This is a genomic window from Tahibacter caeni, from assembly GCF_024609805.1.
Taxonomy (GTDB): Bacteria; Pseudomonadota; Gammaproteobacteria; order Xanthomonadales; family Rhodanobacteraceae; genus Tahibacter; species Tahibacter caeni.
This window is the reverse complement of record NZ_JANFVR010000008.1, coordinates 17279-40390: the sequence shown is the minus strand read 5'-3', so window position 1 is coordinate 40390 and position 23112 is coordinate 17279. Positions and strand designations below refer to the sequence as shown.

The window sequence follows — 23112 nt, the reverse complement described above, 5'->3', positions numbered from 1 at the left end:
CTCGGCGACGCGGCGCGCGCCGAAGCGCTGGTCCGCCGCGTGCTTCCGGGGCTCGTCAGGCGTGCACAGTCCGGCGGCGCGACGGAGGCGCAGGTCTTCCTCGCCGCGGCGCGCGACACGCTCGCCGAAGCGTCGCTCGCTCGCGGCGACGCGGCCACGGCCGAGCGCGAATATGCCGCAGCGGCGGACGGCCTCGCCAAGCTCGACCCGGACGCCTATGCCTCGATGCATACCCGTGCACTCGTGCGCCTTGCCGGCGTGCAGCTGCAGCGCGGCGAGCTCGATGCGGCCGACGCCACCTCGGCGCGACTCGACACCGCGATGAAAGGCGTGCATTCCGCGCTCGCCGAATCGCGCGCCGAAGCGGCGCTGTTGCACATCGATATCGCCGTGGCACGCGGCGAAGCGTCGGTACGCGAGCAGGCGCAACGGCTGCGCGAGTCGGTCTGCGCGAACGGCGAATCCACGGCGGCGCTCGCGCAGCGCTGGCCGGCCTGGTACGACGGTGCTTCGATGCCGACCTGCGAAGTGCGCTAGGGAATCGCTGAACAGGCCGGAATCTGGATTTGATCGTGGATCCCCCTTGAGTCAAGGGGGCGGTTAAACGCTTGCGTAGCGAGCGTTTGACGGGGGTTATGGAGATGAGAGGGCTGGGTACGAGAGTCGCGCCGCTTGCACTCGTTCAGACCTTGCCTAATGCGCTAGCCCGCCAGCCGCCGCCGCAACCAGGCACGTGCCATGCGCCACTCGCGCGTGACGGTGGAGACGGAAAGCTCCAGCGCCTGCGCCGCCTCCTCGATGTCGAGACCGACGAAGTAGCGCAGCTCGACGATCTGCGCCTGGCGCGCGTCAACGGCGGAAAGCTCGTTCAGCGCCACGTCGACGGCGACGAGATCGCTGTCGACGCGCAGCGCTTCCGGATCGAGTTCGTCGATCGACACGCGCGATTCGGCCGGCGGACGCTTGGCCGCCGCATGGCGCCGCGCATGATCGACGAGGACGCGCCGCATCAGCGTCGACGCGATGAGCAGGAAGTGCCGCCGGTCGTTCCACTGCGCGCGCTGGCCATTGAGACGCAGGAAGGCTTCGTTGACGAGCGCCGTGACTTGCAAGGTGTGATCGCGCCGCTCGCCCGAAAGCTGCCGCGCGGCCTGCGCGCGCAGCTCCGCATAGACGAGCGGCAGCAGGCGATCGAGCGCGCCGCGATCGCCGTCGGACCACTGGCGCAGAAGGCTGGTGACGTCGCTCATCGGCGTACTGTAGCAGGTGCGCGGGGCGTTCATGCCGCAAATTGCCGTCGCGAAGACGGCGCCGCGACGACGCCGACGCTTCGCGTGCAGCGGCGCTGTGATGTCCGCTCTTCTGCGTGCCGCCAGCCCTGGGCGATCGAGCGACGCGCCGCGTCGCCGGCGCAAGAAAAAAGAGGGCATGAGGGAAAACCGCGCAAGGCGTCGCTGACTGGGTCGAGCCCCGAACGCAACTGTCGCGGGACATCGGACGTGCGCTTGGGCTCGCCGGACGCAATCGCGCGTCCGGCTCCGACCAGCCTGCGGGGAACCCACGCCATGACCCACAAAACCTGGATGCAGCACAGCGACGCGATCCGCAACGCACCGTTGCAGTACATCTGCCTGCCCGCAACGCACGACACGGGCACCTACCGCTTCATCAAGCGCCTCGTCAAAGACGGCGCCATCGGCGCCTTCGCGCCCGTCTTCAATCTCCTGCAGGAGCGCTTCATCGAACCGCTCTCGGCGCTGCACCTCGAGGGCTGGGGACCGGAGGCGACGCTGGACTGGGTGATCGACCACGTCTACGACGCAGTGAAAGGGCTCGCGCGCGCAACTGACAAGACGGTGCGCGAGCAGCTCGAAGGCGGCGTCCGCAGCATGGATTTTCGGCTGTACTACGACGGCGGGAACGACAAGTTCTATACGTGGCATGGTTTCGTCGGCGTCGAGTTCGACGAGATCCTCGACGAGCTCGCGGCGTTCCTGCGCGAAACGTCGAGCGGTTCCGGGGGCGAAATCGTCTACATCACGATCAGCCACTGCAAGACGAATCACGGTGATTTTCCGTACGCGCAGCTCGCGCATGCCGTCGACAAATCGCTCGGCAACTATCTGTACGCGCCGTCGTGGGAGCCAACGTATGCGTCGCAGCCGACCGGCCCGCGCACGGCCCTGGACAATCCCGCGTTTGACATGACGTACGCGCAGATCGTGGGCGCCGGAACGGCGGGAGCCGGATCGCGCGTCATCGTCGTCTATCCGGACGTCTACGACACCAAGGATCTCGCGAAAGACTACGCCGACCGGTACTGGCCGGAATCCTACTGTCCCGCGAACGAGAACCGCGACTGGGATCCGGTCGCCGGCGGCATCGTCGGCCGCTATGCGAACAAGTCCGACGTCGGCGCGGTCGTCGCGGACCAGCACCGGCGCCTGCACGCGGCGGTCGAGGACGATCGGCCGTTCGCGCTGTTCCTGACGCTGACGCCTGATTTGGCCGACTACGTCCGCGTGGTCGTCGCCCATCTGCTCGAACCGGCGATCGCGCTGGTGCCGATCATCGGCGTCCTGTCGCAAGAGGGGCGCGAGATCGTCGAGGATCTCGTCGGGCTGATCGAAGAACACCTGCGTATCGAGCTGCCGTGGACGACGCTCAAGCAGCTGTCGTCGCACATCGACCGCGACACCCGCTCGATCGTCGACCGGATGGTCAACGAGGTAGGCCGTGCGCCGAACCGCCTGTCGATGATCTTCGTCGACTTCTACGAAACGACCGACCTCGTGCAGCTCGCGCAGAGCCTTTGCGGTATCCGCGCATGGCAGTGGGCCGGCGGCAATCCGCTCGTGTTCACCGACCTGCCGCAGAACGCCGTGACCACCGCGGACGGGTCGGGGACGATGGCCGAGGTCGGTGGCGCGTTGATCACGGTGTATCCGAACGACAGGTCGCTGTACTTCGCGCAGGCGTACCGCTTCCAGCACGAGAGCGTCTGGACGTACCGCGGACCGGTGCAGTCGAGCGCCGGCGTGTACGCGACGACGCGGCATCCGGCCGCGCTCGCCGGTCATGACGGCATCGGTTACCTCTCGTTCCTCGGCGAGGACGGCAACCTGTATCTTGCGACGTACCAAGACGGCCAATGGCGCACGATCACGGCGATCCGCGTGCCCAGCGGCGGTTCGACGCGCACGCTGCGATCGGGCGCCGGTCCTGCGCTTGCGGTCTACGGCCCCCAGGACGCGCCGGCGCTCTATCTCGCGTATCGCGGCACGGGCTCAGACGAGTCGCTGTATCTGGCGACGTGCGACATCGCGACGCTGACGTGGTCGGGCGGCGGGAAGATCGCCGGCATGCCCGGTAAGATCGATCCGACGAGCAAGGGCACGCCGACGCTCGCGAGCTGTCGCGGCGAGCTGTACCTGTTCTTCATCGCCGGCGAGGAGCAGCGCATCTACGTCGCGAACTACGACGGTTCCAGGTGGCTCAAGGACACGACGATCCATCAGCTCTCGGGCAAGACGATCGATCCGCGAAGCACCAAGGCGCCGTCGGCCGCCGCCGCCAACGGCGTGCTGACGCTGTGCTATCGCGGCGCCTCGGACGACAACGAAAAGCTCTATGCAACGTCCTACGACGGCCGGAAGTGGACCGGCGACAAGCCGATCTCCACGCTAAGCCAGGCGGTTTTCGTCGATCCGACGTCGCCCTACAGGCCATCGATGGCGCAGTTCCAGGGTGGGCTGTGTCTCGTCTATCAGGACGGCGCGACGTTGAACGGCGCCGGGTTCTTCGACAACCCGTGCCTGTGGCAGGGCGACAAGAAGATCGCGTCTGGCTCGGAAGGCGCGTCGTGCAAGTCCGCAGTCGCGCCGGCGCTCGCGACGTTCAACGTCGGCCAGGGCGTCAACGCGTACTACAACAACGACAACACGCTGTACTGCGCGACATGCCCCGGCGATCCGGCGTTGTTGCCTTGGACCGGCGGCTTGCCGCTACCAGGTGAGGGCGGCGGCTCCGTCGACATCGACGCCGGCACCTGGCCGGCTGCAGTCGTCGTCGACAACCAGACGCTGCTCGTGTGGAGCACCAGCGGTGTCCTGAACTGGGGCGTGTCGTCGTACAACGGAACGGCACCGCCGGCATTCAGTGGCCCCGTCGGGCCGATCGAGATCGAAGGCGCGTCGTTGCTGACGTCGATAGCGCCAAGCCTCGTGTTGTTCGAAGGCAAGGCCTATCTCGTGTACGCGCTGTTCGACGCGTCCGGCGGGCAGAACGTGCCGCGCGTCGCGGTCTACGATCCCGCCAGCGGCGCGTGGAGCGGCGGCGACGCGATCTGGTCCGGCTACGGCGTCGACGGCACGTTGTCGGTCGCGGAGCACGAAGGCAGGCTCTATCTGACCTTCGTCGGCAATACGGCGATCACCCTGTCGACGTTCGACGGCCGCGTCTGGACGTACCCGGAAGTCCTCTCGACGATTACGCAGCGGCAGGGCTACTACTTCGGCCCGCTCGCGTCGGCCGCGCCGGGCATGGCGAGCTTCCGTGGCGAGTTGTGGCTCGTCTATCCCGCGTACGGCGGGCCGGACAAGCTGCACGCGTCGTGGCTCTCGGCGAACGGCCGGTGGTACGGCGACATCGAGTTCGACCGGTTCGCGCCGATCAGTCCGAGCTCGACCCTGGCGCCGGCGATCGCCGTCGTCGAGGACGCGCTGGTTCTTGCGTATCACGGAGGCGACCCGGCGTCGAAGAATCTGTACTGGGCGTCGTTCGCGCCGGTTAGCTTCGCCGTCGCGAACGGTCGCGCCGAGCGCATTGCGGGCATATCGAGCGAGGCGCTTGCCGATGAGGCAGCCAGCCAAAGCTGAGGCCGGTCGTCGTGCGGGCGGCCCCGAGTGCCGTCCGCACGATCCGCCGAGCCGGCAATCGCACGCAGTGCGCGTCCGGTGCGGACTTTTAGAACGTCTTGACTATGCCGACGATCTTCGTTGCGGCAAGCGAGCCGAGAGATTTCGGACGGACTTGGCCAATTTGGCGTCGGGAAAAAACGGGAACCCAACGATCTGGGCCGCCATGCGCATAAGCCCGGCGACCGGTAGGTCCGAAAATCGTTGAACTGGATCGGACGATCCCGGCGCAGTGCGCCGGGACCGCAGCATCTAACGCAGTTTCAATCCGCCTGGACTTGATCGGCCTGCATGCCCTTCTGTCCCTGCACGGCGACGAAGCTCACGCGCTGGCCTTCCTGCAGGCTCTTGAAGCCGGAGCCCTGGATTGCGCGGAAATGCACGAACAGGTCGGCACCGCTTTCCGGGGTGATGAAGCCGAAGCCCTTGGCATCATTGAACCACTTCACGGTTCCGTGTTGACGATCTGACATTTGAAACTCCTTGCATCAATGGGTATGTACCGACATCGCGCCGGTACGAGCGACTGGTTTGCAAGGTGGGACGTGAACAATGAGATGCGGGATCACGGACGAACCGGGGTCAAGCAATCACCGTGACCAAACAAGCACAGTGCCGGCACTGTACGCTGACTGATGCCGCATCGCCAGTAAAACTTCGAACGCAGACGCGCGTGATCTGCGCGACTCGGCCATGCACCCGTAGCGTCCGGCAAATTTTTTCACGCGTGCGCAATCCGTCGGGTCTGGCAACGACTGCACGCTCTTGCGCGGATGAAGTCGGCGTATGCCGGGACGCGGCAAGCGCTCGCGATTGTGCGCTTGCCGTGCGCAGGTGATGGCGCCCTTGATGTTCATGCGAGTCGACAAGGCGCGGCGCCAGCGAGACCGTCAGCGCTTCAGGCGACCAGGAATCGTGGTCCAGGCGCACCGCCGTTTCAGGCGTTTTCCCGGCGGAACCGGCGTGTTCTCGTAACGCTCCCGTAACGATGTCAAGCGCACAGTCCCTGCTCCCCTGCCGGGTCTGCATCACGCAGAACCCTCAGCGACACCCGTTATCGTCGACTCCGCAGTTCGCCCTTTCTCGCATTGATCAATGCTGGAGAACCTGTGCTGCATGCCCGGACACTGCTCTCGGCTGCCGGCATCTGGCATGGGTGTGCCAAGGACGGCGCACAGGAGCAGTCCATGCACAGCAAGATCAACAGCCGTGAGTCCCATCCGGAAAATCCGGCCTCTCGCGAAGAGCCGGGAATTCCGGGATCCGCCGCCCCTCCGCCGCGCGATCCGGATGCGCCGCCGTCCGGGGCGCCCGATGAAACCGGCCAGGACGTGGCCTTTACCATTGTGGACGACCCTCGGAACGAATCGGTATACAAGGGAGCCGGAAGCTACGCCGCGACTCGCGCGGAAAGTGCGGTCCGCGCGGTGGAGAAAGCCTTTCCGCCACTTCGTTTCGAGCTGCGATTCGAGAGAAATCTCTCCGCCCTGCATGTGCAGGCGCGAGTCTCCACAGCGGTCGAGAATGACGCTTTCCTGGCCGTCCTGTCGACCGCGCTCACGTCCACGGGCACTCGACTGGCTCCGATCGTCGGCGAGCTGTGCAAGAGCTAGTTCGCAATGCCCAAGCGTGCCGCAATGCGCGAAAGAGCGGGTCCGTAACGGCCGACGCGCCGATTCCGTCGCATGCGCGGCGCTACGTGGGCCTGAAACCCGTGACGTCGCCCGCGAAAGTGCGAAGAGATCCGTGGCGCGCGGCGTGCGGTTGCGTCGCCGGAACGTGATGGCGCAGTGAACGGCGCTGCTCCGCTATCCGAACACGGGCGCGTTACGCTCGTGGGCTATGATGGCCCAGCCACCCCGGTATCTGGAGCCGTGTGGTTTCATTGCCGGCGCACCGATGCTTCGAGGCTGCCCGTGTCAGTTCCCCTTCCCTCTCCGCTTCCTGCACGAACGAACAGCCTGCTGCGGGCACTGCCGGCGGAGGAATGGGCGCGTATATCGCCTCGGCTCGAACCCGTCGACATGCCGCTGGGCGCGGTGCTCTACGAATCGGGTAGTCGGCTTCGCCATGTCTATTTTCCGACGACATCGATCGTCTCATTGCTGTATGTGATGAGAGACGGCGCATCGGCAGAGATCGCCATCGTCGGCAACGAGGGGCTGGTCGGTATTGCCTTGTTCATGGGCGGCGAGACCACGCCGAGCCGGGCCGTCGTACAAAGCGCCGGCCAGGGTTACCGTCTCAAGGGACAGTACATCAAGCAGGAGTTCGGCCGCGCTGCCGTGCTGCAGCAGTTGCTGCTGCGCTATACCCAGGCGCTGCTCACCCAGATGGCGCAGACGGCGGTCTGCAATCGTCACCACAGCGTCGACCAGCAGCTGTGCCGCTGGTTGCTGTTGAGCCTGGACCGCCTGCCGACGAACCAGTTGACCATGACGCAGGAGCTGATTGCCAACATGCTGGGCGTTCGGCGCGAAGGCGTCACGGAAGCTGCCGGAAAATTGCAGACCGCTGGATTGATCCGCTACAGCCGCGGCCACATCGTCGTGCTGGACCGAAAGCGTCTCGAAGAGCGAGCCTGCGAATGCTATCGCGTCGTCAAGGACGAGTTCGACCGGCTGCTGCCCGAAGCAGGTGCAGGCTGAGCCGCGCCTGCCACACCCAATGCGCGTCGCGGGGGGAACCCGGGCGTTCCTTCGAACAACGCCCGCGCCTCACGGCATCGCCTGCTGTACCGCGGGCTGCGGCGTCTGCGCCAGCGATGCCGAAGTGCCGGTCATGTCGATAGCCGAGTGGTCGTTCCTGATCGGCACCCTGCTGTTGACGATGGTGTTCACCAGCGGTCTGCTGGGGCGGCTGCCATTGAGCAGTGCGATGGTCTATCTCGCACTGGGGTGGCTGCTCGGACCGATGGCAGGCAACGTGCTGCGGCCGGATCCGTCGTTGCATACCCTCGTGCTGGAACGGATCGCAGAAGTCGCCCTGCTGATTTCGCTGTTCGCGGTGGGCCTGCAGCTGGGCGTGCCGCTGCGCGATCGCCGCTGGCGTCTGCCTCTGCGGCTGGCGTTCGTGTCGATGGCCGCGATGGTCGCGATGGTCACCGCCGTCGGCGTCTGGCTGCTGGACCTGCCGCTGGGAGCCGCCGTTCTTCTGGGCGCCATCATCGCGCCGACCGATCCGGTGCTGGCTACCGGCGTCCAGTCCGATGCGGGGCCGCAGCCGGATCGCCTGGGGTTCAGCCTTGCCGGCGAAGGCGGACTCAATGACGGCGCAGCGTTTCCGTTCTTCATGCTCGGGCTCGGCCTGCTCGGCATGCACGAGGTCGGCCCTCATTTTCTGCGCTGGCTCAGCGTGGATCTGCTCTGGGCTACTGCGGGCGGCGTGGCCATCGGCGCCAGCTTGGGGACCGTGGTGGGACGCTTCGTCGTCTATCTGCGCACACGCCACGGTGAAGCCGTCGGACGGGATGAGTTCCTCGCCCTGGGCCTGATCGGTGTGGTCTACGGCGTCTCGCAGCTCTGTCTGGCGTCCGGATTCCTGTCGGTCTTTGCCGCCGGCCTCGCCCTGCAGCGCGTGCGGGAACAGCCGCTGCGGAATACGCCGGTGTTGCACGCCGCCGCGGAGGTCGAAGGCCATTCCTACGAGACGATGGCGACACATCCCTCCCATGCCAGCGCAACGATGCATGACTCCGTCCAGGGCTTCAATGAGCAGCTGGAAAAACTGGCCGAGCTGGCCCTGGTCCTGGTCGTGGGCGCAATGCTGGCGTACACGAAGCCGCTTCCGGCCATCGGGTGGTTCGTTCCGCTGGTACTGGTTGTCCTTCGGCCGATATCCGTGATGACGGCTATCGTGGGCGAACGTCTGGGCAGGCAGCAACGCATCCTGATCGGATGGTTCGGCATTCGCGGCATCGGGTCCGTCTTCTATCTGCTGCTTGCGCTGCGCCACGGCGTCGATGGCGCCGTGGCCGACACGCTGGTATCGCTGACCCTGTGGACCGTCGTCGCATCGATCATCCTGCACGGCTTGAGCGCCCAGCCGCTCATGCGCCGCTACTGGGATCTGCGCCCATGACGGTGGCACGGCCCTGCCGTGGCCGGCTACTCCGGATCGCCGTCCGCGGCGGAGCGCCGCGCCCGATGAAAAGTCCCGCCTTCTTGTGGAAATAAATAATTTTCATCAAATGGCTCGTAACGGCCAGCTAACACCGGCTGGCGCATAGTCGTACTGCTCCCTCCGAACGACGACGGTTCCCGTCGAGTTCACCGACGACGATGTCGTCCTCTCCCGATCTTCACGTCTACAGCGCCAGGTTCCCGGCGCGCCACGACAAACCCGTTCACCGACCTGTTCACCGATGTGCCGGGCTCCGGTACGCCTTGTTGCAACTGGCCACGCCGGTTGCTGTGTTTCATCCTGGAAGAAACAGGCCAGGGATGGCACTCAGGAGCAATCCTCATGAAGAACCCCAACAGGCCCAGCAAGTGGAATTCCAACGACAAGCCGCGCACGGTCCTGGCCAGCGTCCCTGCGCCGGACGTGGTCGACAAGACCGGCGCCAAAGTCACGAATCTGCCTAGCCGGAGCGCCGAGGCCAGTCCTTCGCCGTCCGAGCCGGCGGACGACAAGCGCGACAGCAAACGCTGAGATCCAGCCGCTCAGGCGAAGGCCTGAGCGGTCGCGATGCCGGCGCCGTCCATCGGCGTTCCGCCTCGCCGCCAGGTGCGCAGATGTACTTTCGTACGGTCGTGCATTGCGAGGAACGACGATTCCGTTGGCCGAACCGTTCATGCGGATGCCGGCACGCCGATCCGGGAGAATCGTCATGAAAAGCAATTTTGCGATGGAAAAACGGAAGCGCTTGCTGCGCTGGGTCCGGCTGCAATGGAACAAGCCCCCGAGCGGCCGCGCCGTCTGGCGCGAGAATCGCGCCGGAGCGGCAGAGAAGCCGGCAAGAATGCCGGGAAATCGCTCGCGGCGCGGTACGCGTGCCAGCTAGCGAACGAGCGGCTGGCCAGGCAGCACGTCGTTTGCGGGCGCGTCATGCGTCTGATCCGGTGGTGCTTCATGGCCCAGCCCGGGCGAACGGGGAACGCTGGCCGCCGTCGGCTAGGCGACAGAGAGATCGAAGTTCCTGAGTAGATCCGGATGCGCCGGGTGCATGGCGACGGCGTCTGACTGTTTTCGTCCGACCATCGCGCGCGCCGCGTCGCTGGCGCCGGCAGCAAGCCATTCCGGCCCGGCGCTCTGCTCGGCCTGCAGCAGGTTCTCCAGCATCGAGCCGGCGAACTGCAGGTCGGCCAGCGCTACGATGCCGTCGAATCCCAGTTGCCGGCCCTGCTTCGCAACGTGCGCACGAGCCTCCGCTGCAATCTGCTGGGACTCCGTCCGGCAGGCGTCCATCGCACGGCGAATGGCCGATGCGGCGGCGGAGCGGGATGACGCGCCGGCGACCCCGGATGCTGACAGCGCGCGGGAAAGATCGCTGCCGATGCGGAAGATGGCGGCGGCCGATCGCACCGAAAGTGACGTGTGGTCGTGCATCAGGATTGCGCTGGGGTCCAGCGGAACCGGGTACGCGGCATCGGAAGGGGCCGACAGGCGCCGGCGCCGATTGAAGTCGAGATGAATCATCTTGTCCATTTCACCGGCTCCGGTCGTCACGGCGCATGCTTGCCTGCCGGGCGCCGGAATCGCGGAATGATTGCCTGACCGTGGCCGCGCGGCGAACGCTCAGCGTACGTTCGCGCTCCCCGCGACGAGCAAGGCGTCGGCGTCGACGCTGCGTACGCCATAAGTGCCGGCCACGAGCTCGACCGCCGTGCTGCGCGCCTCCGGCGAGGTCATGACGCCCTGCAGCACGACCACGCCGTCAAGGGTGCGGACGGCGATCCGGCAGTTGTCGGTGCCGTGCGACAGTGCCAGCGTGTTCTCTACCGTCGTCGTGATCCACGTGTCGCTGCGCACTCGGCGCAATCGGTCAGCGCCTTCCCGTCGCGAGGCGGCGTTGCGTGCGAAATCGGTGAGAGGCACCCAGTCGACGACGTCCAGCTGATTGTTGAGTTGATCCACGCCTCTGGTGTCGCGAGCCATCTGCTCGGCGAGAAGCCTTTGCGTGTTGCTGCGCGCCACCCCGCGCAGCTCCGTCATGCCGGACACGACGACGACGACGATGTCGTCCGCCTGGATGCGCGAACTCGCTCGCAGACGCGACTCGACCGCGGCGGCGACGCTTTGATCGCCCATCAACGTCGCGCAAGGTGTGGACGCCTGCGCCGGCATCGTGCAGAGCGCAAGCGCGATGGCGATGAGCCGACAGGGCGCAGGTGTTGGATGGAACAGGTTCATGGCATTCCTGAAGTGATCGCGACCAGGAAAAGCGGGGACGCCCGGCCGCTGCCGATGGCGGGTTGCGCACCATGGCTGTTCTGAAAGATGCACGGCGCCCCCTCGTGCGTCGCCGGCAAGCGATACTCGGCAACAAAGGAGACAGCTGGCAATCCGGCTGCGGTCGGCGTACCTCTCGATGTCAGGGTGGGCGCCACAGGATGGTCCGTCTGTGCGTCAGCGCACGTACGAACCGAAGGTGCTTGCATTCGCGGTTACTGCGCAGCCCGTATTCGCGTCGGCTGCGCCATCGTATTCGGCCCATGTCGTTTCTTCCCGGCCACGTTCACGGCGTGATCGCGCGCGGCGCCGTATCGTGCCGGCGTTGTTCCAGCAGGGCGTAATCCACCGCTTCCGCCAGCCGGTCGTAGCGGAAGCCGCGATAACAGAAACGGCCGTCCTCGAGTTCGATGCCGAGCGAGGCCATGTGCTGCTTGCTGGTTTCCGATTCAGCGCCGACATCGCGGCACCTGCGATACGGGCCGCGCGGGTCGTGCTGCTGCGGTCGCGACCGCATCAGGCGCGCATACGCGAGGGCGTCGCCGAGGCAGTCGTAGCGATAACCGTTGTACTCGTAGGCGCAGCCGTCGTAGTGGACCTGGTATTCGCGCATGTCGCGCTGGTCGTCCGGACTGCCGTTCAGGGCATGCCGGCTTGATGAGGTGGTGCTCATGATGCTCTCCTGGGTGCACGGTGATGCAGGCCGCTCGCCGTCGCCGACGACGTTGCGCCCGTTTCCGCGCGCCGTCTGTACGCCGGACCACCAAGCCGATCGCCATGTCTGGGCTCGCTATCGCAAATGGACGATCGGTCCCGTGTGCGGCACCGCACCGACATGGGCTGCGCGCGCGCGCAGCCTCAGGCCATGTCCATCACCATGCCATCGACCGAGCAGCGCCTTTACGATGCCGCCGACAATGCCTACCTTTCCGAAGGCGGCTATCTGGCGTCGATCGGCAACGACCTCGCGCAAGCGGCCGGTGACATTGCCGCAGCCGGATCCCGCCGCGGCAACGAGCCGTCGCCGCGCACAGGTCCGTCACGGGGTGATCTCGTCCTCATGGGCCGCATCGGCCCGTTCCGCTCCGGCCGCGTCTATCGCTACACGCAGCGCAGCCATGAACATCTGTGCGACGCGCTCGTACGTGCCTGGTCCGCGGCCAAACGTCCGCATTGACGTCGTTCCCGCAGCGTTGCCCTACGTATTCCGCTACACGCCGCCGCATCGGACAATGGCAACGGCGATCGTATTCACCCTCGCGGCGACGGAGCGCGCAAGCCAGTCTGCGCCGGCCGGGCCGCTTCACCTGGCGCCGACCGAGGAATCCACGATGCCGCACGCTGCCGAATGTAACCGACACCGGCCAGCGCGCCGGCCGTGGCGCTCATGACGAAAGTCCTGGCCGCGCTGGGCATGTGGCTACGCTCCGCACGGCGCGCGCCGGCACGCGATTTCCTGCCTGAAGCCGGCATCGAACCGCCGCTGCGGGCCGAACTTTTCAGCGCCGAGCAGATGGAAGAGCACGGCAGCGCGCTGGCGGCGTTCCATCGCGTGAAGCTTGGCTCCGCGCCGAACCGGCTGTTGCCGCGACTGGCGGACAACGAGACCGTGCTCACGGACACCTGCGCGCTGATCACCACGGCGATACGCGAGGGACGTCGCGTAACGCCGGCCAGCGAATGGCTGCTCGACAACCATTACCTGGTCGACGAACACGTGCGCACGGCCAGGCGTCATTTTCCCAAAGAGTACAACCGGCAACTGCCGCGCTTGGTCAACGGCGTATCGGCGGATCTGCCGCGCATCTACGACATCGCGCTCAACGCGATTTCCCACGGTGATGGCCGCTTCGATCCGGAAAGCCTGCACCGCTTCATCGCCGCTTACCAGCGTATGGTGCCGTTGACCCTCGGCGAGCTGTGGGCCATACCCATCATGCTGCGGCTGGCCCTGATCGAGAACCTGCGCCGCGTCGCCACCCGCGTCGCGCAGGACCGCCGCCACCGCAACCTCGCCGCCGACTGGGGCGAGCGAATGGCCGACATTGTCGCGCACGATCCCAAGAGCCTGATCCTCGCGGTCGCCGACATGGCCCGTTCGGATCCCCCGGCGAGCGCGTCGTTCGTGGCCGAGCTGATGCAGCGTCTGCTCGGCCAGAGTGCTTCGCTCGCCCTGCCCGTCTCCTGGCTCGCCCAACGTCTGGCCGAAGACGGCGTGACCATCGAACAGCTGGTGCAGTCCGGGCACCAGCAGCAGGCTGCCGACCAGATGTCGGTCAGCAACAGCATCGGCAGTCTGCGCCTGCTGCTGTCGACCGACTGGCGCAGTTTCGTCGAGGGCCTGAGCGACATCGAGGCCATCCTGGCCACCGATCCGGCCGAAGTCTACGCACGCATGGACTTCGTCACCCGCGACGATTACCGGCACGTGGTCGAGCGCCTCGCGCGCGAGGCCGGCAAGAACGAAGCCGACGTCGCCACCGTCGCCGTCGCGCTCGCCGCCGCGGCGGCAGCCGGCACGCCGCCGGCACACGTCGGCTACTATCTCGTCGGCGCCGGACGCGCCGTGCTGCAGCGGAGCTGCGGCTTGCGCCCGACACCGCGCCACCTGCCCGTAGCGGTCTATGTCGGCGCGATCACGCTGGTCATGACCATCCTGGTCGTCGCCGCGGCGGCGTGGCTGCCGCTGCCCGCCGCGCTCCTCGGCCGCTGCGGGATCATCGCATTGTTCGCGCTGGTCGCCGGCCAGCTCAGTGTCACCCTGGTCAACTGGCTGGCCGCCCACCTGGCCTCGCCGCAGGCACTGCCGCGCATGGACTATTCGCTCGGCCTGCCGCCGGAAGCGTCGACGCTCGTCGTCGTACCGACACTGCTGGCCGACATCGAATCGGCCGAGGGCGACGTCGACGATCTGGAAATCCGCTACCTCGCCAATCGCCAGGCGAACCTGTATTTCGCCCTGCTGACCGACTTTCCCGACGCCGCATCGGAGCACTGTCCGGACGATGCGACCGTGCTCGCCGCCGCCGTCGCCGGCATCGAGCGCCTGAACCGGCTCTATGCCGACGCCGGCGGTGCAGTGTTTCATCTGCTACACCGACCGCGCCGCTGGAACCCGGGCGAAGCCGTGTGGATGGGCGAAGAACGCAAACGCGGCAAGCTCGGCGATCTCAATGCGCTGTTGCGGGGCCAAGGCGCCGGGCGCTTCTCGTGCATCGTCGGACCGGTCGAGCGCCTGCGCGTCGTGCGCTATGTCATCACCCTCGATGCGGACACGCGATTGCCGCACGACACCGCGCAGGAACTGGTCGCCACGCTGCACCATCCGCTCAACCATGCGCAATTCGATCCGCACAGCGGCCGCGTGACCGCCGGCTACGGCATTCTGCAGCCCCGCGTGGGCACGAGTTTGCCGACGGCCGGCGCTTCGGCCTATGCCGCCTTGTTCGGCGGCGACCTGGGCCTGGATCCCTACACGCGCACGGTTTCGGATGCGTATCAGGATCTCTTTGGCGAAGGTTCCTTCACCGGCAAGGGCATCTACGACGTCGACGCGTTCGAGCGCTCCCTGTCCGGGCGCATGCCGGACAATCGCATCCTCAGCCACGACCTGCTCGAAGGCTGCTATGCACGTTCCGGCCTGGCCAGCGACTTGGCCGTGTTCGAAAGTTTTCCGCAGAGCTACGCCGCGGACATGAAACGCCGGCAGCGCTGGATCCGCGGCGACTGGCAGCTGACGCCCTGGCTGTGGCCGCGTGTGCCGCTGGCCGACGGCAGCCATCAACGCAATCCGCTGCCGCTCCTGGCACGCTGGAAGATTTTCGACAACCTGCGCCGCAGCCTCGTGGCCCCGGCGCTGTTGGCCCTGCTGATCCTGGCCTGGATCAGCCTTGCCGCATCGGCACGCTGGACGGTCTGCCTGATGTTCATGACCCTGGTGCCGGTAGCACTGGAAACATTGCTCGCGACGGCGCGCAAATCCGCCGACGCGTCCTGGGCACAGCATCTGCGACTGGCATCTCACAATGGCGCGCGCCGGTTCGGCCAGGTCGCGTTCACGCTGCTGTGTCTGCCCTACGAAGCGGTCATTTCGCTGGACGCGATAGTACGCACGCTGTGGCGTCGCCACGTCTCGCGGCGCCGGCTGCTGGAATGGGTGTCTTCCAGCGCGGTACAGCGCCGCGGCGATGACGGCTTGCGCAGCTTCTTGCGGCGCATGGCTGTCGCGCCGATAACGGCAGTGCTGACCAGCGTCGCCGTCCTGGCGTACCAGCCCGCCGCAATGCCGGTCGCCCTGCCCTTCCTCGCGCTGTGGCTGGCCGCACCGTTCGCCGCGTGGTTTGCGAGCCGTGCGCCGCGACCGGCGGAGGCGAGTCTGGACGCGCGCCATATTCCCGCGCTGCGCGATGTCGCGCGCCGAACCTGGCGCTACTTCGAACACTTCGCCGGTCCCGACGACCATTGGCTGGCGCCGGACAACTTTCAGGAACAACCCGGTGGCCTGGTGGCGCATCGCACCTCGCCGACCAATATCGGTCTGGGCCTGCTCGCGACACTGGCCGCCCATGACTTCGGCTATCTCACTCGCCTGCGCCTGATCGAGCGTCTGGAAGCCGCGTTCGATTCGCTCGATCGCCTGGAGCGCTACCGTGGTCATCTCTACAACTGGTACGACACGCGCACGCTGGCGCCGCTGCAGCCGCGCTACGTGTCCACGGTCGACAGCGGCAACTTCGCTGGCCATCTGCTGACGCTGCGCCAAGGCCTGCAGGAACTGGTCGCCGCCGCGCAATCGTCGCGTCGACTACTGCAAGGTGCCGTCGACACGGCGACAGTGCTGTACGGCCTGCTGCCGGCAGCGGCTCAGACCGCGCTGGCCTCGCGCATCGCCGCCGCGAACGTCGCCGCTGACGAGGAGGCCGCGCGCGCGGCATTGCGCGGCCTGCGCGTGCAGGCGCAATCGCTGTCCGCCGAACCGCTGGAACCAGAGCCGGCGAGCTGGACACGCAGCCTTGCCTTGCAGTGCGCCGACGCCGAGGCGGAGCTGGCCGCCGGCGCGGTGGCGGATCAGGCAGTGCGGCTGCACCGGCTTGCCGCGCGCGCCGCGCAGTTCGCCGTGCTCGACTATGACTTCCTCTACGACCGCACGCGCGATCTGTTCTGCATCGGCTTCAGCGTCACGGATCATCGGCGCGACGGTGGTTACTACGACCTGCTCGCCTCCGAGGCGCGGCTGGGGATCTTCGTCGCCATCGCCCAGGGTCGCATTCCCATCCGCGGCTGGTTTTCGCTGGGCCGACTGCTGATGAAGGCCGGCGGCATGCCGGTGCTGCTGTCCTGGAGTGGCTCGATGTTCGAGTACCTGATGCCGAACCTGGTGATGCCGGCGTATCCGGGCTCGCTGCTGGCGCATACCGCCCGCGCCGCCGTCGCGCGCCAGATCGCCTACGGCCAGGAGCGCGGCGTGCCTTGGGGTGTATCGGAGTGCGGCTACAACCTGACCGATGCGGCCAACAACTACCAGTACCGCGCTTTCGGCGTGCCGGGCCTGGGCCTGCAGCGCGGCCTGGCGCAAGAACTCGTGATCGCGCCCTACGCGTCCGCCCTTGCCTTGCTCGTCGCACCCAACGCCGCGGCGGCCAACCTGCAGCGCCTGCGCGACCAGGGTTTGCTGGGCAGCTACGGCTACTACGAGGCGATCGACTACACCGCTACGCGGCTACCGCCGGGGCAATCGCAGGCCGTCGTGCGCTCCTACATGGCGCATCACCAGGGCATGACCCTTCTGGCATTGGCGCACGTGCTGCTGGACCGGCCCATGCAGCGCCGCTTCGAAGCCGATCCGCAGGTGCAGTCTGCGCTGCTGCTGCTGCAGGAGCGCGTTCCACGCGCCAGTGGCCAGTCAGCCAGCGACCCGCGTCTGGTCGACGTGCGCGAGCAGGCCGATACGCCCTCGATACCGCTGCGCGTCTTCGACCGGCCCGATCCGGATTCGCCGGCAGTCCAGCTGCTGTCCAACGGACGTTACCAGGTCATGTTGACCAGCGCCGGCGGCGGCTACAGCCGCTGGCACGACGTCGCGCTCACACGCTGGCGCGAAGATCCGACGCGCGACGCCTGGGGTTGCTACGCCTATCTGCGCGACGTGAACAGCGGACAGGTCTGGTCCACCGCGTTCCAGCCCACGCTGCGCCCCGACGAAACCTATTCGGCAACCTTCACCGAAGCCTGCGTCGAATACCGCCGCCGCCAGGGCGATTGGGAGACGCATACCGAAATCGTGGTGTCGCCCGAGGACGACATCGAGCTACGCCGCACCCGCATCACCAACCTGTCGGCCGCCGAACGCGTGCTCGAGTTCACCAGCTATGCGGAAGTCGTGCTGGCACCCGCCATCGCCGACAGCCTGCATCCGGCCTTCAGCAAGCTGTTCGTCCAGACCGAAATCGCGGCGGCGCGCAACGCGATTCTGTGTTCGCGGCGGCCGCGCGATTCGCGTGATGCGCCGCCCTGGCTGGTGCACCTGGTGGTCGTGCGCGAAGGCGAAAGCCTTGGCGTGTCCTACGAAACCGACCGCGCGCGCTTCATCGGCCGCCGTCGTGACACGACTCGCCCGGCGGCGATGGACAGCGGCGCCGTGTTGTCGGGTACCGACGGTTCGGTGCTCGATCCCATCGTCGCGATCCGCCATCGCATTCGCCTGGCGCCCGAGGCGACGGCGCAAATCGATCTGGTCGTCGGCGTCGGCGCCAGCCGCGAACACTGCCTGCAGCTGGCGGACAAATACCGTGACCACCGCCTGGCGGACCGCGTCGCCGATCTTGCCTGGACGCACAGCCAGATGTCGCTGCGCCAGCTCAATATCAGCGAAGCACAGGCACAGACCTATGCGCGCCTGGCCGGCCGCCTGCTCTACAGCCATCCCTCACTGCGCGCCGACGCACAGCTGGTACTGCGCAACCGGCGCGGCCAGCCGGGCCTGTGGGCGCATGCGATCTCCGGTGACTTGCCGATCCTGCTGGTGCAGATCAGCGACATCGCCAACCTGGCGCTGGCGCGCGAAGCGGTGCAGGCGCACGCTTACCTGCGCATGAAAGGGCTGTCAGCAGACCTCGTCATCTGGAACGAGGAGCGTGCCGGCTATCGGCTGGACCTGCGCGACGCGCTGATGGGCATGGTCGCCGCAAGCGTCGAGTCGAGCCTGCTCGACCGGCCCGGCGGTGTCTTCGTGCGCGCCGGCGAACAGATATCGCACGAGGACCGCCTGTTGCTGCTGGCCGTCGCGCGCATCGTGTTCGACGACCGCCAGGGCGGGCTGGGCGAGCACCTGCGCCGCCGTCCTCCCGCCGAAGCCCTGGTGCCGCGCCTGGTGCCGAACGAAACCGAGCGTCCCGCGATCTCCGCTGCCCCGCCGGCGGACGAATCCGCGCTGGCCCTCTACAACGGCCGCGGCGGCTATTCCGCCGACGCGCGCGAATATGTGATCGTCAGCCGTCCCGGCGAGGCCACGCCCATGCCCTGGGCCAATGTCATCGCCAATCCGGACTTCGGCTGCGTCGTCTCGGAAGCCGGCACCGGCTATACCTGGCGCAGCAATGCGCATGAATACCGCCTGACGCCCTGGCACAACGATCCGCTCGTCGACGCGGCCGGCGAAGCGTTCTACGTGCGCGACGAGGACAGCGGCCGCTACTGGTCGCCGACCTTGCTGCCCGCGCGCGGGACGGGCGACTACGTCACGCGGCACGGCTTCGGCTACAGCGTGTTCGAGCATGTCGAAGACGGAATCCTGAGCGAGCTGCGCGTCTATGTGGCCGCCGACGCCGCCGCGAAGTTCTTCGTGCTGCGCCTGCGCAATGCGTCGGGACGGCGGCGCGCGCTGTCGGTGACCGGCTACGTCGAGTGGGTGCTCGGCGATCTGCCGTCGAAATCGGCCATGCACGTGGTCACCGAGCTCGACCCCCATAGCGGCGCCCTGTTCGCGCGCAATCCTTTCCATCCGGAGTTCGGCGACTGGGTGTCGTTCTTCGATGTCGACGAAGCCGCGCGCACGCTTACCGGCGACCGGCTCGAATTCATCGGGCGCAACGGCAATCTCGCCCGCCCGGCCGCGATGGAGCGCACACGCCTGTCGGGGCGCGTCGGCGCGCTGATGGATCCCTGCGGCGCGATCCAGATCCCGATCGACCTGGCCGACGGCCAGTCGCGCGAAGTCATCTTTCGCCTCGGCACGGCCGCCAGCGCCGACGCGGCCAATGCGCTGGTACTGCGCCTGCGCAGGACCGGTGTCGCGCGCACCGCGTTCGCCGCGGTCGCCAGCCAATGGCGGCGCCTGCTCGGCGCGGTCGAAGTGCAGACGCCGGATGCCTCGCTCGACGCCCTGGTCAACGGCTGGCTGGTCTATCAGGTCATCGCGTGCCGTTTATGGGGACGCAGCGGCTACTACCAGTCGGGCGGCGCCTTCGGTTTCCGCGACCAGCTGCAGGACGCGATGGCGCTGGTGCATGCAGCGCCGGAACTGCTGCGCGCGCAGCTGCTGCTGTGCGCGTCGCGCCAGTTCAAGGAAGGCGACGCGCAGCACTGGTGGCATCCGCCGGCCGGGCGCGGCGTGCGCACGCGCTGTTCCGACGATTACCTGTGGTTGCCGCTGGCGACCTGCCGCTACATCGCCTGCAGCGGCGACGCCGCCGTACTCGACGCGACCGAAACCTTCCTCGACGGGCGCGCCCTGAACCGCGACGAAGAGTCTTACTACGACCTTCCGCTGCGCTGGGACCAGCCCCTGCCGCTGTACGACCACTGTGTGCGCGCGATCGAGTACGGCCTGCGGCTAGGCCCGCACGGGCTGCCGCTGATCGGCAGCGGCGACTGGAACGACGGGATGAACAACGTCGGTCCCGACGGACGGGGCGAAAGCGTCTGGCTGGGCTTTTTTCTGTACCGCGTGCTGCTGGACTTCGCACCATTGGCGCTGGCCCGCGGCGATGCGGCGTTCGCTGCGCGTTGCCGCGACGCCGCCGCGCATCTGCGTGCCAGCCTCGAAACCAGCGGCTGGGACGGCGCGTGGTACCGGCGCGCCTATTTCGACGACGGCACGCCGCTGGGCGCCGCGACGAATGCCGAATGCCGCATCGATTCGATCGCGCAAAGCTGGGCGGTGCTGTCCGGCGCCGCGCCGGACGAGCGGGTTGCGCAGGCGCTCGACGCACTGCAGGCCCATCTGGTGCGGCCGCAGTCGCAGCTGATCCAGCTGCTGGATCCGCCGTTCGACGGTGCGGGGGCCGATCCGGGCTACATTCGCGGCTATGTGCCCGGCGTGCGCGAGAACGGCGGCCAGTACACGCATGCGGCGATCTGGGCGGCGATGGCGAATGTGGAAGCCGGCCGCACCGAAGCGGCCTGGCAGCTGCACGACATGATCAATCCGGTACGCCACTCGCTCACGCCGGCAGGCGTGAACACGTACCAGGTAGAGCCCTACGTGATCGCGGCCGATGTCTATGCCGTCGCCCCGCACACCGGCCGCGGCGGCTGGAGCTGGTATACCGGCTCGGCCGGCTGGATGTACCGGCTCAGTGTCGAATCGCTGCTCGGCATCCGCCGAGAAGGCGACACCTTGCGTATCGATCCGCGCCTGCCGGCGCACTGGCCGGGATTCCGCTGCACCTACCGCTACGGCAGCAGCGTATATCGCATCACGGTGGTCGCCGCAGCGGACGGCAGCTTCACCGAAGGCGGCACCGTGCTGCGCCTGATCGACGACGGCGCCGAGCACGTCGTCGATATCGCGGTCGGCAGCCGGGCGGTCTCCGAGGCGGCGGACACCCGCGCCGACGCGACCCCATAGCCGTTCCGCCCAGGGCCGCGTGGCTGGCATCTGCCCCTGTTCGACGCTCGGCAACTCTGTCGATGTCCACCGGGTTGCGCGGTAACGCTGTCAGCGTCCCGTGCGGCACTACTGCGGCTGTACGGCCCGGCCACCGCGCGATCACGACGTGCCCGAGCGGATGGGCGCAACCCGACAGACTCGCTGCACTGTGTTGATCGACTGCTCGCGCAGCGCAGCGGACGGTAGCCTGCGCGGTAAACCGACAACCATCGGACAGGGCGAAAGCCAGGGTGCAGTTGAGCCTCGGCTCGGCTTGCGCGTACGCTGGACAGGTCGCCTGGAACGCTAGCGAGTTCAGTCGTTGCATCACGGACGGCGTGTCTCCGCAGCCTCCCTGTTCCGGACTCTACGAACCGTGATCGAATCTTCCTTGTTCTGGCTTCCTCTGGACAATGCGACGCGTGCGCCCCAGCCCCTCACGAGAGAATTACCGTATGACTCGCAGAATTAGCCGCCGCCTCGCCGCTTCCGGCGCGATCGCTCTTTTCGCTTTTCCGCCGGCCGGTGTCCCGGCGACGCGAGAGCCTGCGGCCGTCCGCGCCGCGTTTTCGGTCACGACGACCGACGACAGCGGTGCCGGCAGCCTGCGTCAGGCCATGCTCGATGCGAACGCCGACACGAGCGGCCCCCACGTGATCACGTTCGCCGTGACCGGCACGATCACGCTGGCGAGCTCGCTACCGGCCGTCACGCAGCCGACGACGATCACGGGGCCCGGCGCCGACCAGCTGACGATCACGGGCAACAACACCTTCGGGATATTCAGCGTACAGAGCTCGCTGTCGATATCCGATGCCACGATACGCGGAGGATTCAGCCCGAACGCCGCCTTCGGCGGCGCGTTCCAGGTCGGCGGCAGCCTCAGCGTCGACCGCTGCCTGGTCCGCGACAACACCTCCGGCGCCGGCGGCATCGGCAGCGGCATCGCCGTCCTCGGCGGTTCGGCGACCATAGCGAACAGCCTCTTCACCAACAATGCCGGCGTGAGCGTGATCCACAGCGGCAGCCTGACGTTGCGCAATACGACGCTCAGCAACAACAGCGGCCAGGGCGTGTATTTCTTTCCCGACAACGGGCCCGTGTCCGTCACGCTGCAGAACACGACGATCGCGGACCAGAACAGCGCCTTCCTGTTCGACGGGCGCTTCGGCCCGATGACCTTGACGATCGGCAACACGATACTCGCCAGTACGATTCAGAACGCGCTGACCGTCGGCGCCACCGTGCCGACGATCGTGTCGCTCGGCGGCAATATCAGCAGCGACGGCACGCTCGCCCTCGCCGGCCCGGGCGATGTGCTCGGCACGAACCCGGTGCTGGCGCCGCTCGGCAACTACGGCGGTACGATCCCGACGCGCGCGCTGCTTCCGGGCAGCCCGGCCATCGACCACGGCGTCGCGACCGGCGCACCGGCGATGGATCAGCGCGGTATCGCGCGGCCGCAGCTGGCGGGTATCGACACGGGTGCCTACGAATCGCGCGGCTTCACGCTCGCCGTCAGCGGCGGCGGCAGCCAGAGTGCGACGGTGAACACGACGTTCGCCAATCCGCTGTCGGTGGCGCTCGCCGCGAACGCGGCCGGCGAGCCGGTGGACGGCGGCCGGGTCAGTTACGTCGCGCCGGGCAGCGGCGCCAGCGCGAGCCTCGCGCCGAATCCGGCGACGATCGGTGCCGGCGTCGCCGGCACGACCGCGACGGCGAACGGTACCGTCGGCAGCTATACGGTCGTCGCGAGCAGCGCCGGTACGCCGGGCCCGGTGAACTTCGCGCTCGAGAACATGACGACGCCGGTGACGCTGCAAGCCTTCGACGTGGAGTGAGTCCGGTTCGCGCGAGAGGATCGTGCCGCACCGGCTGGACCAGGCTTTCCTGTGTGCCGGCGGCGAGGTCCCGCTCGGTGAGAAGTTGCCGAGC

General features: G+C 67.4%; 14 protein-coding genes. 9 read left to right on the top strand and 5 right to left on the bottom strand.

Going from position 1 to position 23112, the window contains the following annotated elements; all coding sequences use genetic code 11:
- The coding region (locus NON22_RS01655; protein ID WP_257385153.1) for a hypothetical protein at positions 1 to 537 on the top strand (537 nt) is incomplete at its 5' end.
- Between the two features lie 164 nt (positions 538 to 701).
- On the opposite strand, the gene NON22_RS01650 is transcribed toward NON22_RS01655, so the two are convergent.
- A complete protein-coding gene (locus NON22_RS01650; protein WP_257385152.1) occupies positions 702 to 1250 on the bottom strand; it encodes an ECF-type sigma factor in 549 nt (182 codons plus the stop codon).
- A gap of 3929 nt (positions 1251 to 5179) precedes the next feature.
- Positions 5180 to 5389 (bottom strand): cold-shock protein, encoded by a 210-nt coding sequence (locus NON22_RS01645; protein ID WP_257385151.1) that lies wholly within the window; start codon positions 5387 to 5389, stop codon positions 5180 to 5182.
- Between the two features lie 714 nt (positions 5390 to 6103).
- On the opposite strand from NON22_RS01645, the gene NON22_RS01640 reads away from it, so the two are divergent.
- The 5 genes from NON22_RS01640 to NON22_RS01620 all read left to right on the top strand — a co-directional run bounded on the left by NON22_RS01640 (position 6104) and on the right by NON22_RS01620 (position 9921).
- The gene (locus NON22_RS01640; RefSeq protein WP_257385150.1) at positions 6104 to 6529 is read left to right on the top strand and encodes a hypothetical protein; all 426 of its coding nucleotides are present in this window, start codon (positions 6104 to 6106) and stop codon (positions 6527 to 6529) included.
- Between the two features lie 411 nt (positions 6530 to 6940).
- The gene (locus NON22_RS01635; protein WP_257385149.1) at positions 6941 to 7564 is read left to right on the top strand and encodes a Crp/Fnr family transcriptional regulator; all 624 of its coding nucleotides are present in this window, start codon (positions 6941 to 6943) and stop codon (positions 7562 to 7564) included.
- Between the two features lie 133 nt (positions 7565 to 7697).
- Positions 7698 to 8996 (top strand): cation:proton antiporter, encoded by a 1299-nt coding sequence (locus NON22_RS01630; RefSeq protein WP_257385148.1) that lies wholly within the window; start codon positions 7698 to 7700, stop codon positions 8994 to 8996.
- A gap of 384 nt (positions 8997 to 9380) precedes the next feature.
- Entirely contained in the window at positions 9381 to 9569 is a 189-nt protein-coding gene (locus NON22_RS01625) for a hypothetical protein (RefSeq protein ID WP_257385147.1), read from the top strand.
- Between the two features lie 178 nt (positions 9570 to 9747).
- Complete coding sequence (locus NON22_RS01620) at positions 9748 to 9921, top strand: hypothetical protein (protein ID WP_257385146.1); 174 nt, start codon at positions 9748 to 9750, stop codon at positions 9919 to 9921.
- Positions 9922 to 10031: 110 nt separating this feature from the next.
- On the opposite strand, the gene NON22_RS01615 is transcribed toward NON22_RS01620, so the two are convergent.
- The 3 genes from NON22_RS01615 to NON22_RS01605 all read right to left on the bottom strand — a co-directional run bounded on the left by NON22_RS01615 (position 10032) and on the right by NON22_RS01605 (position 11982).
- Complete coding sequence (locus NON22_RS01615; protein ID WP_257385145.1) at positions 10032 to 10565, bottom strand: hypothetical protein; 534 nt, start codon at positions 10563 to 10565, stop codon at positions 10032 to 10034.
- A gap of 90 nt (positions 10566 to 10655) precedes the next feature.
- Positions 10656 to 11270: a BON domain-containing protein gene (locus tag NON22_RS01610; protein WP_257385144.1), complete on the bottom strand. Its 615-nt coding sequence runs from the start codon at positions 11268 to 11270 to the stop codon at positions 10656 to 10658.
- A 325-nt stretch (positions 11271 to 11595) separates the two neighbouring features.
- Entirely contained in the window at positions 11596 to 11982 is a 387-nt protein-coding gene (locus NON22_RS01605; protein WP_257385143.1) for a hypothetical protein, read from the bottom strand.
- Between the two features lie 192 nt (positions 11983 to 12174).
- Here NON22_RS01605 and NON22_RS01600 point away from each other — a divergent pair, with 192 nt between their 5' ends.
- The 3 genes from NON22_RS01600 to NON22_RS01590 all read left to right on the top strand — a co-directional run bounded on the left by NON22_RS01600 (position 12175) and on the right by NON22_RS01590 (position 23018).
- Complete coding sequence (locus NON22_RS01600) at positions 12175 to 12486, top strand: hypothetical protein (protein ID WP_257385142.1); 312 nt, start codon at positions 12175 to 12177, stop codon at positions 12484 to 12486.
- A 210-nt stretch (positions 12487 to 12696) separates the two neighbouring features.
- A complete protein-coding gene (locus NON22_RS01595) occupies positions 12697 to 21156 on the top strand; it encodes a glycoside hydrolase family 94 protein (protein WP_257385141.1) in 8460 nt (2819 codons plus the stop codon).
- Between the two features lie 476 nt (positions 21157 to 21632).
- The gene (locus NON22_RS01590) at positions 21633 to 23018 is read left to right on the top strand and encodes a right-handed parallel beta-helix repeat-containing protein (RefSeq protein ID WP_257385140.1); all 1386 of its coding nucleotides are present in this window, start codon (positions 21633 to 21635) and stop codon (positions 23016 to 23018) included.
- Positions 23019 to 23112: the final 94 nt, after the last annotated feature.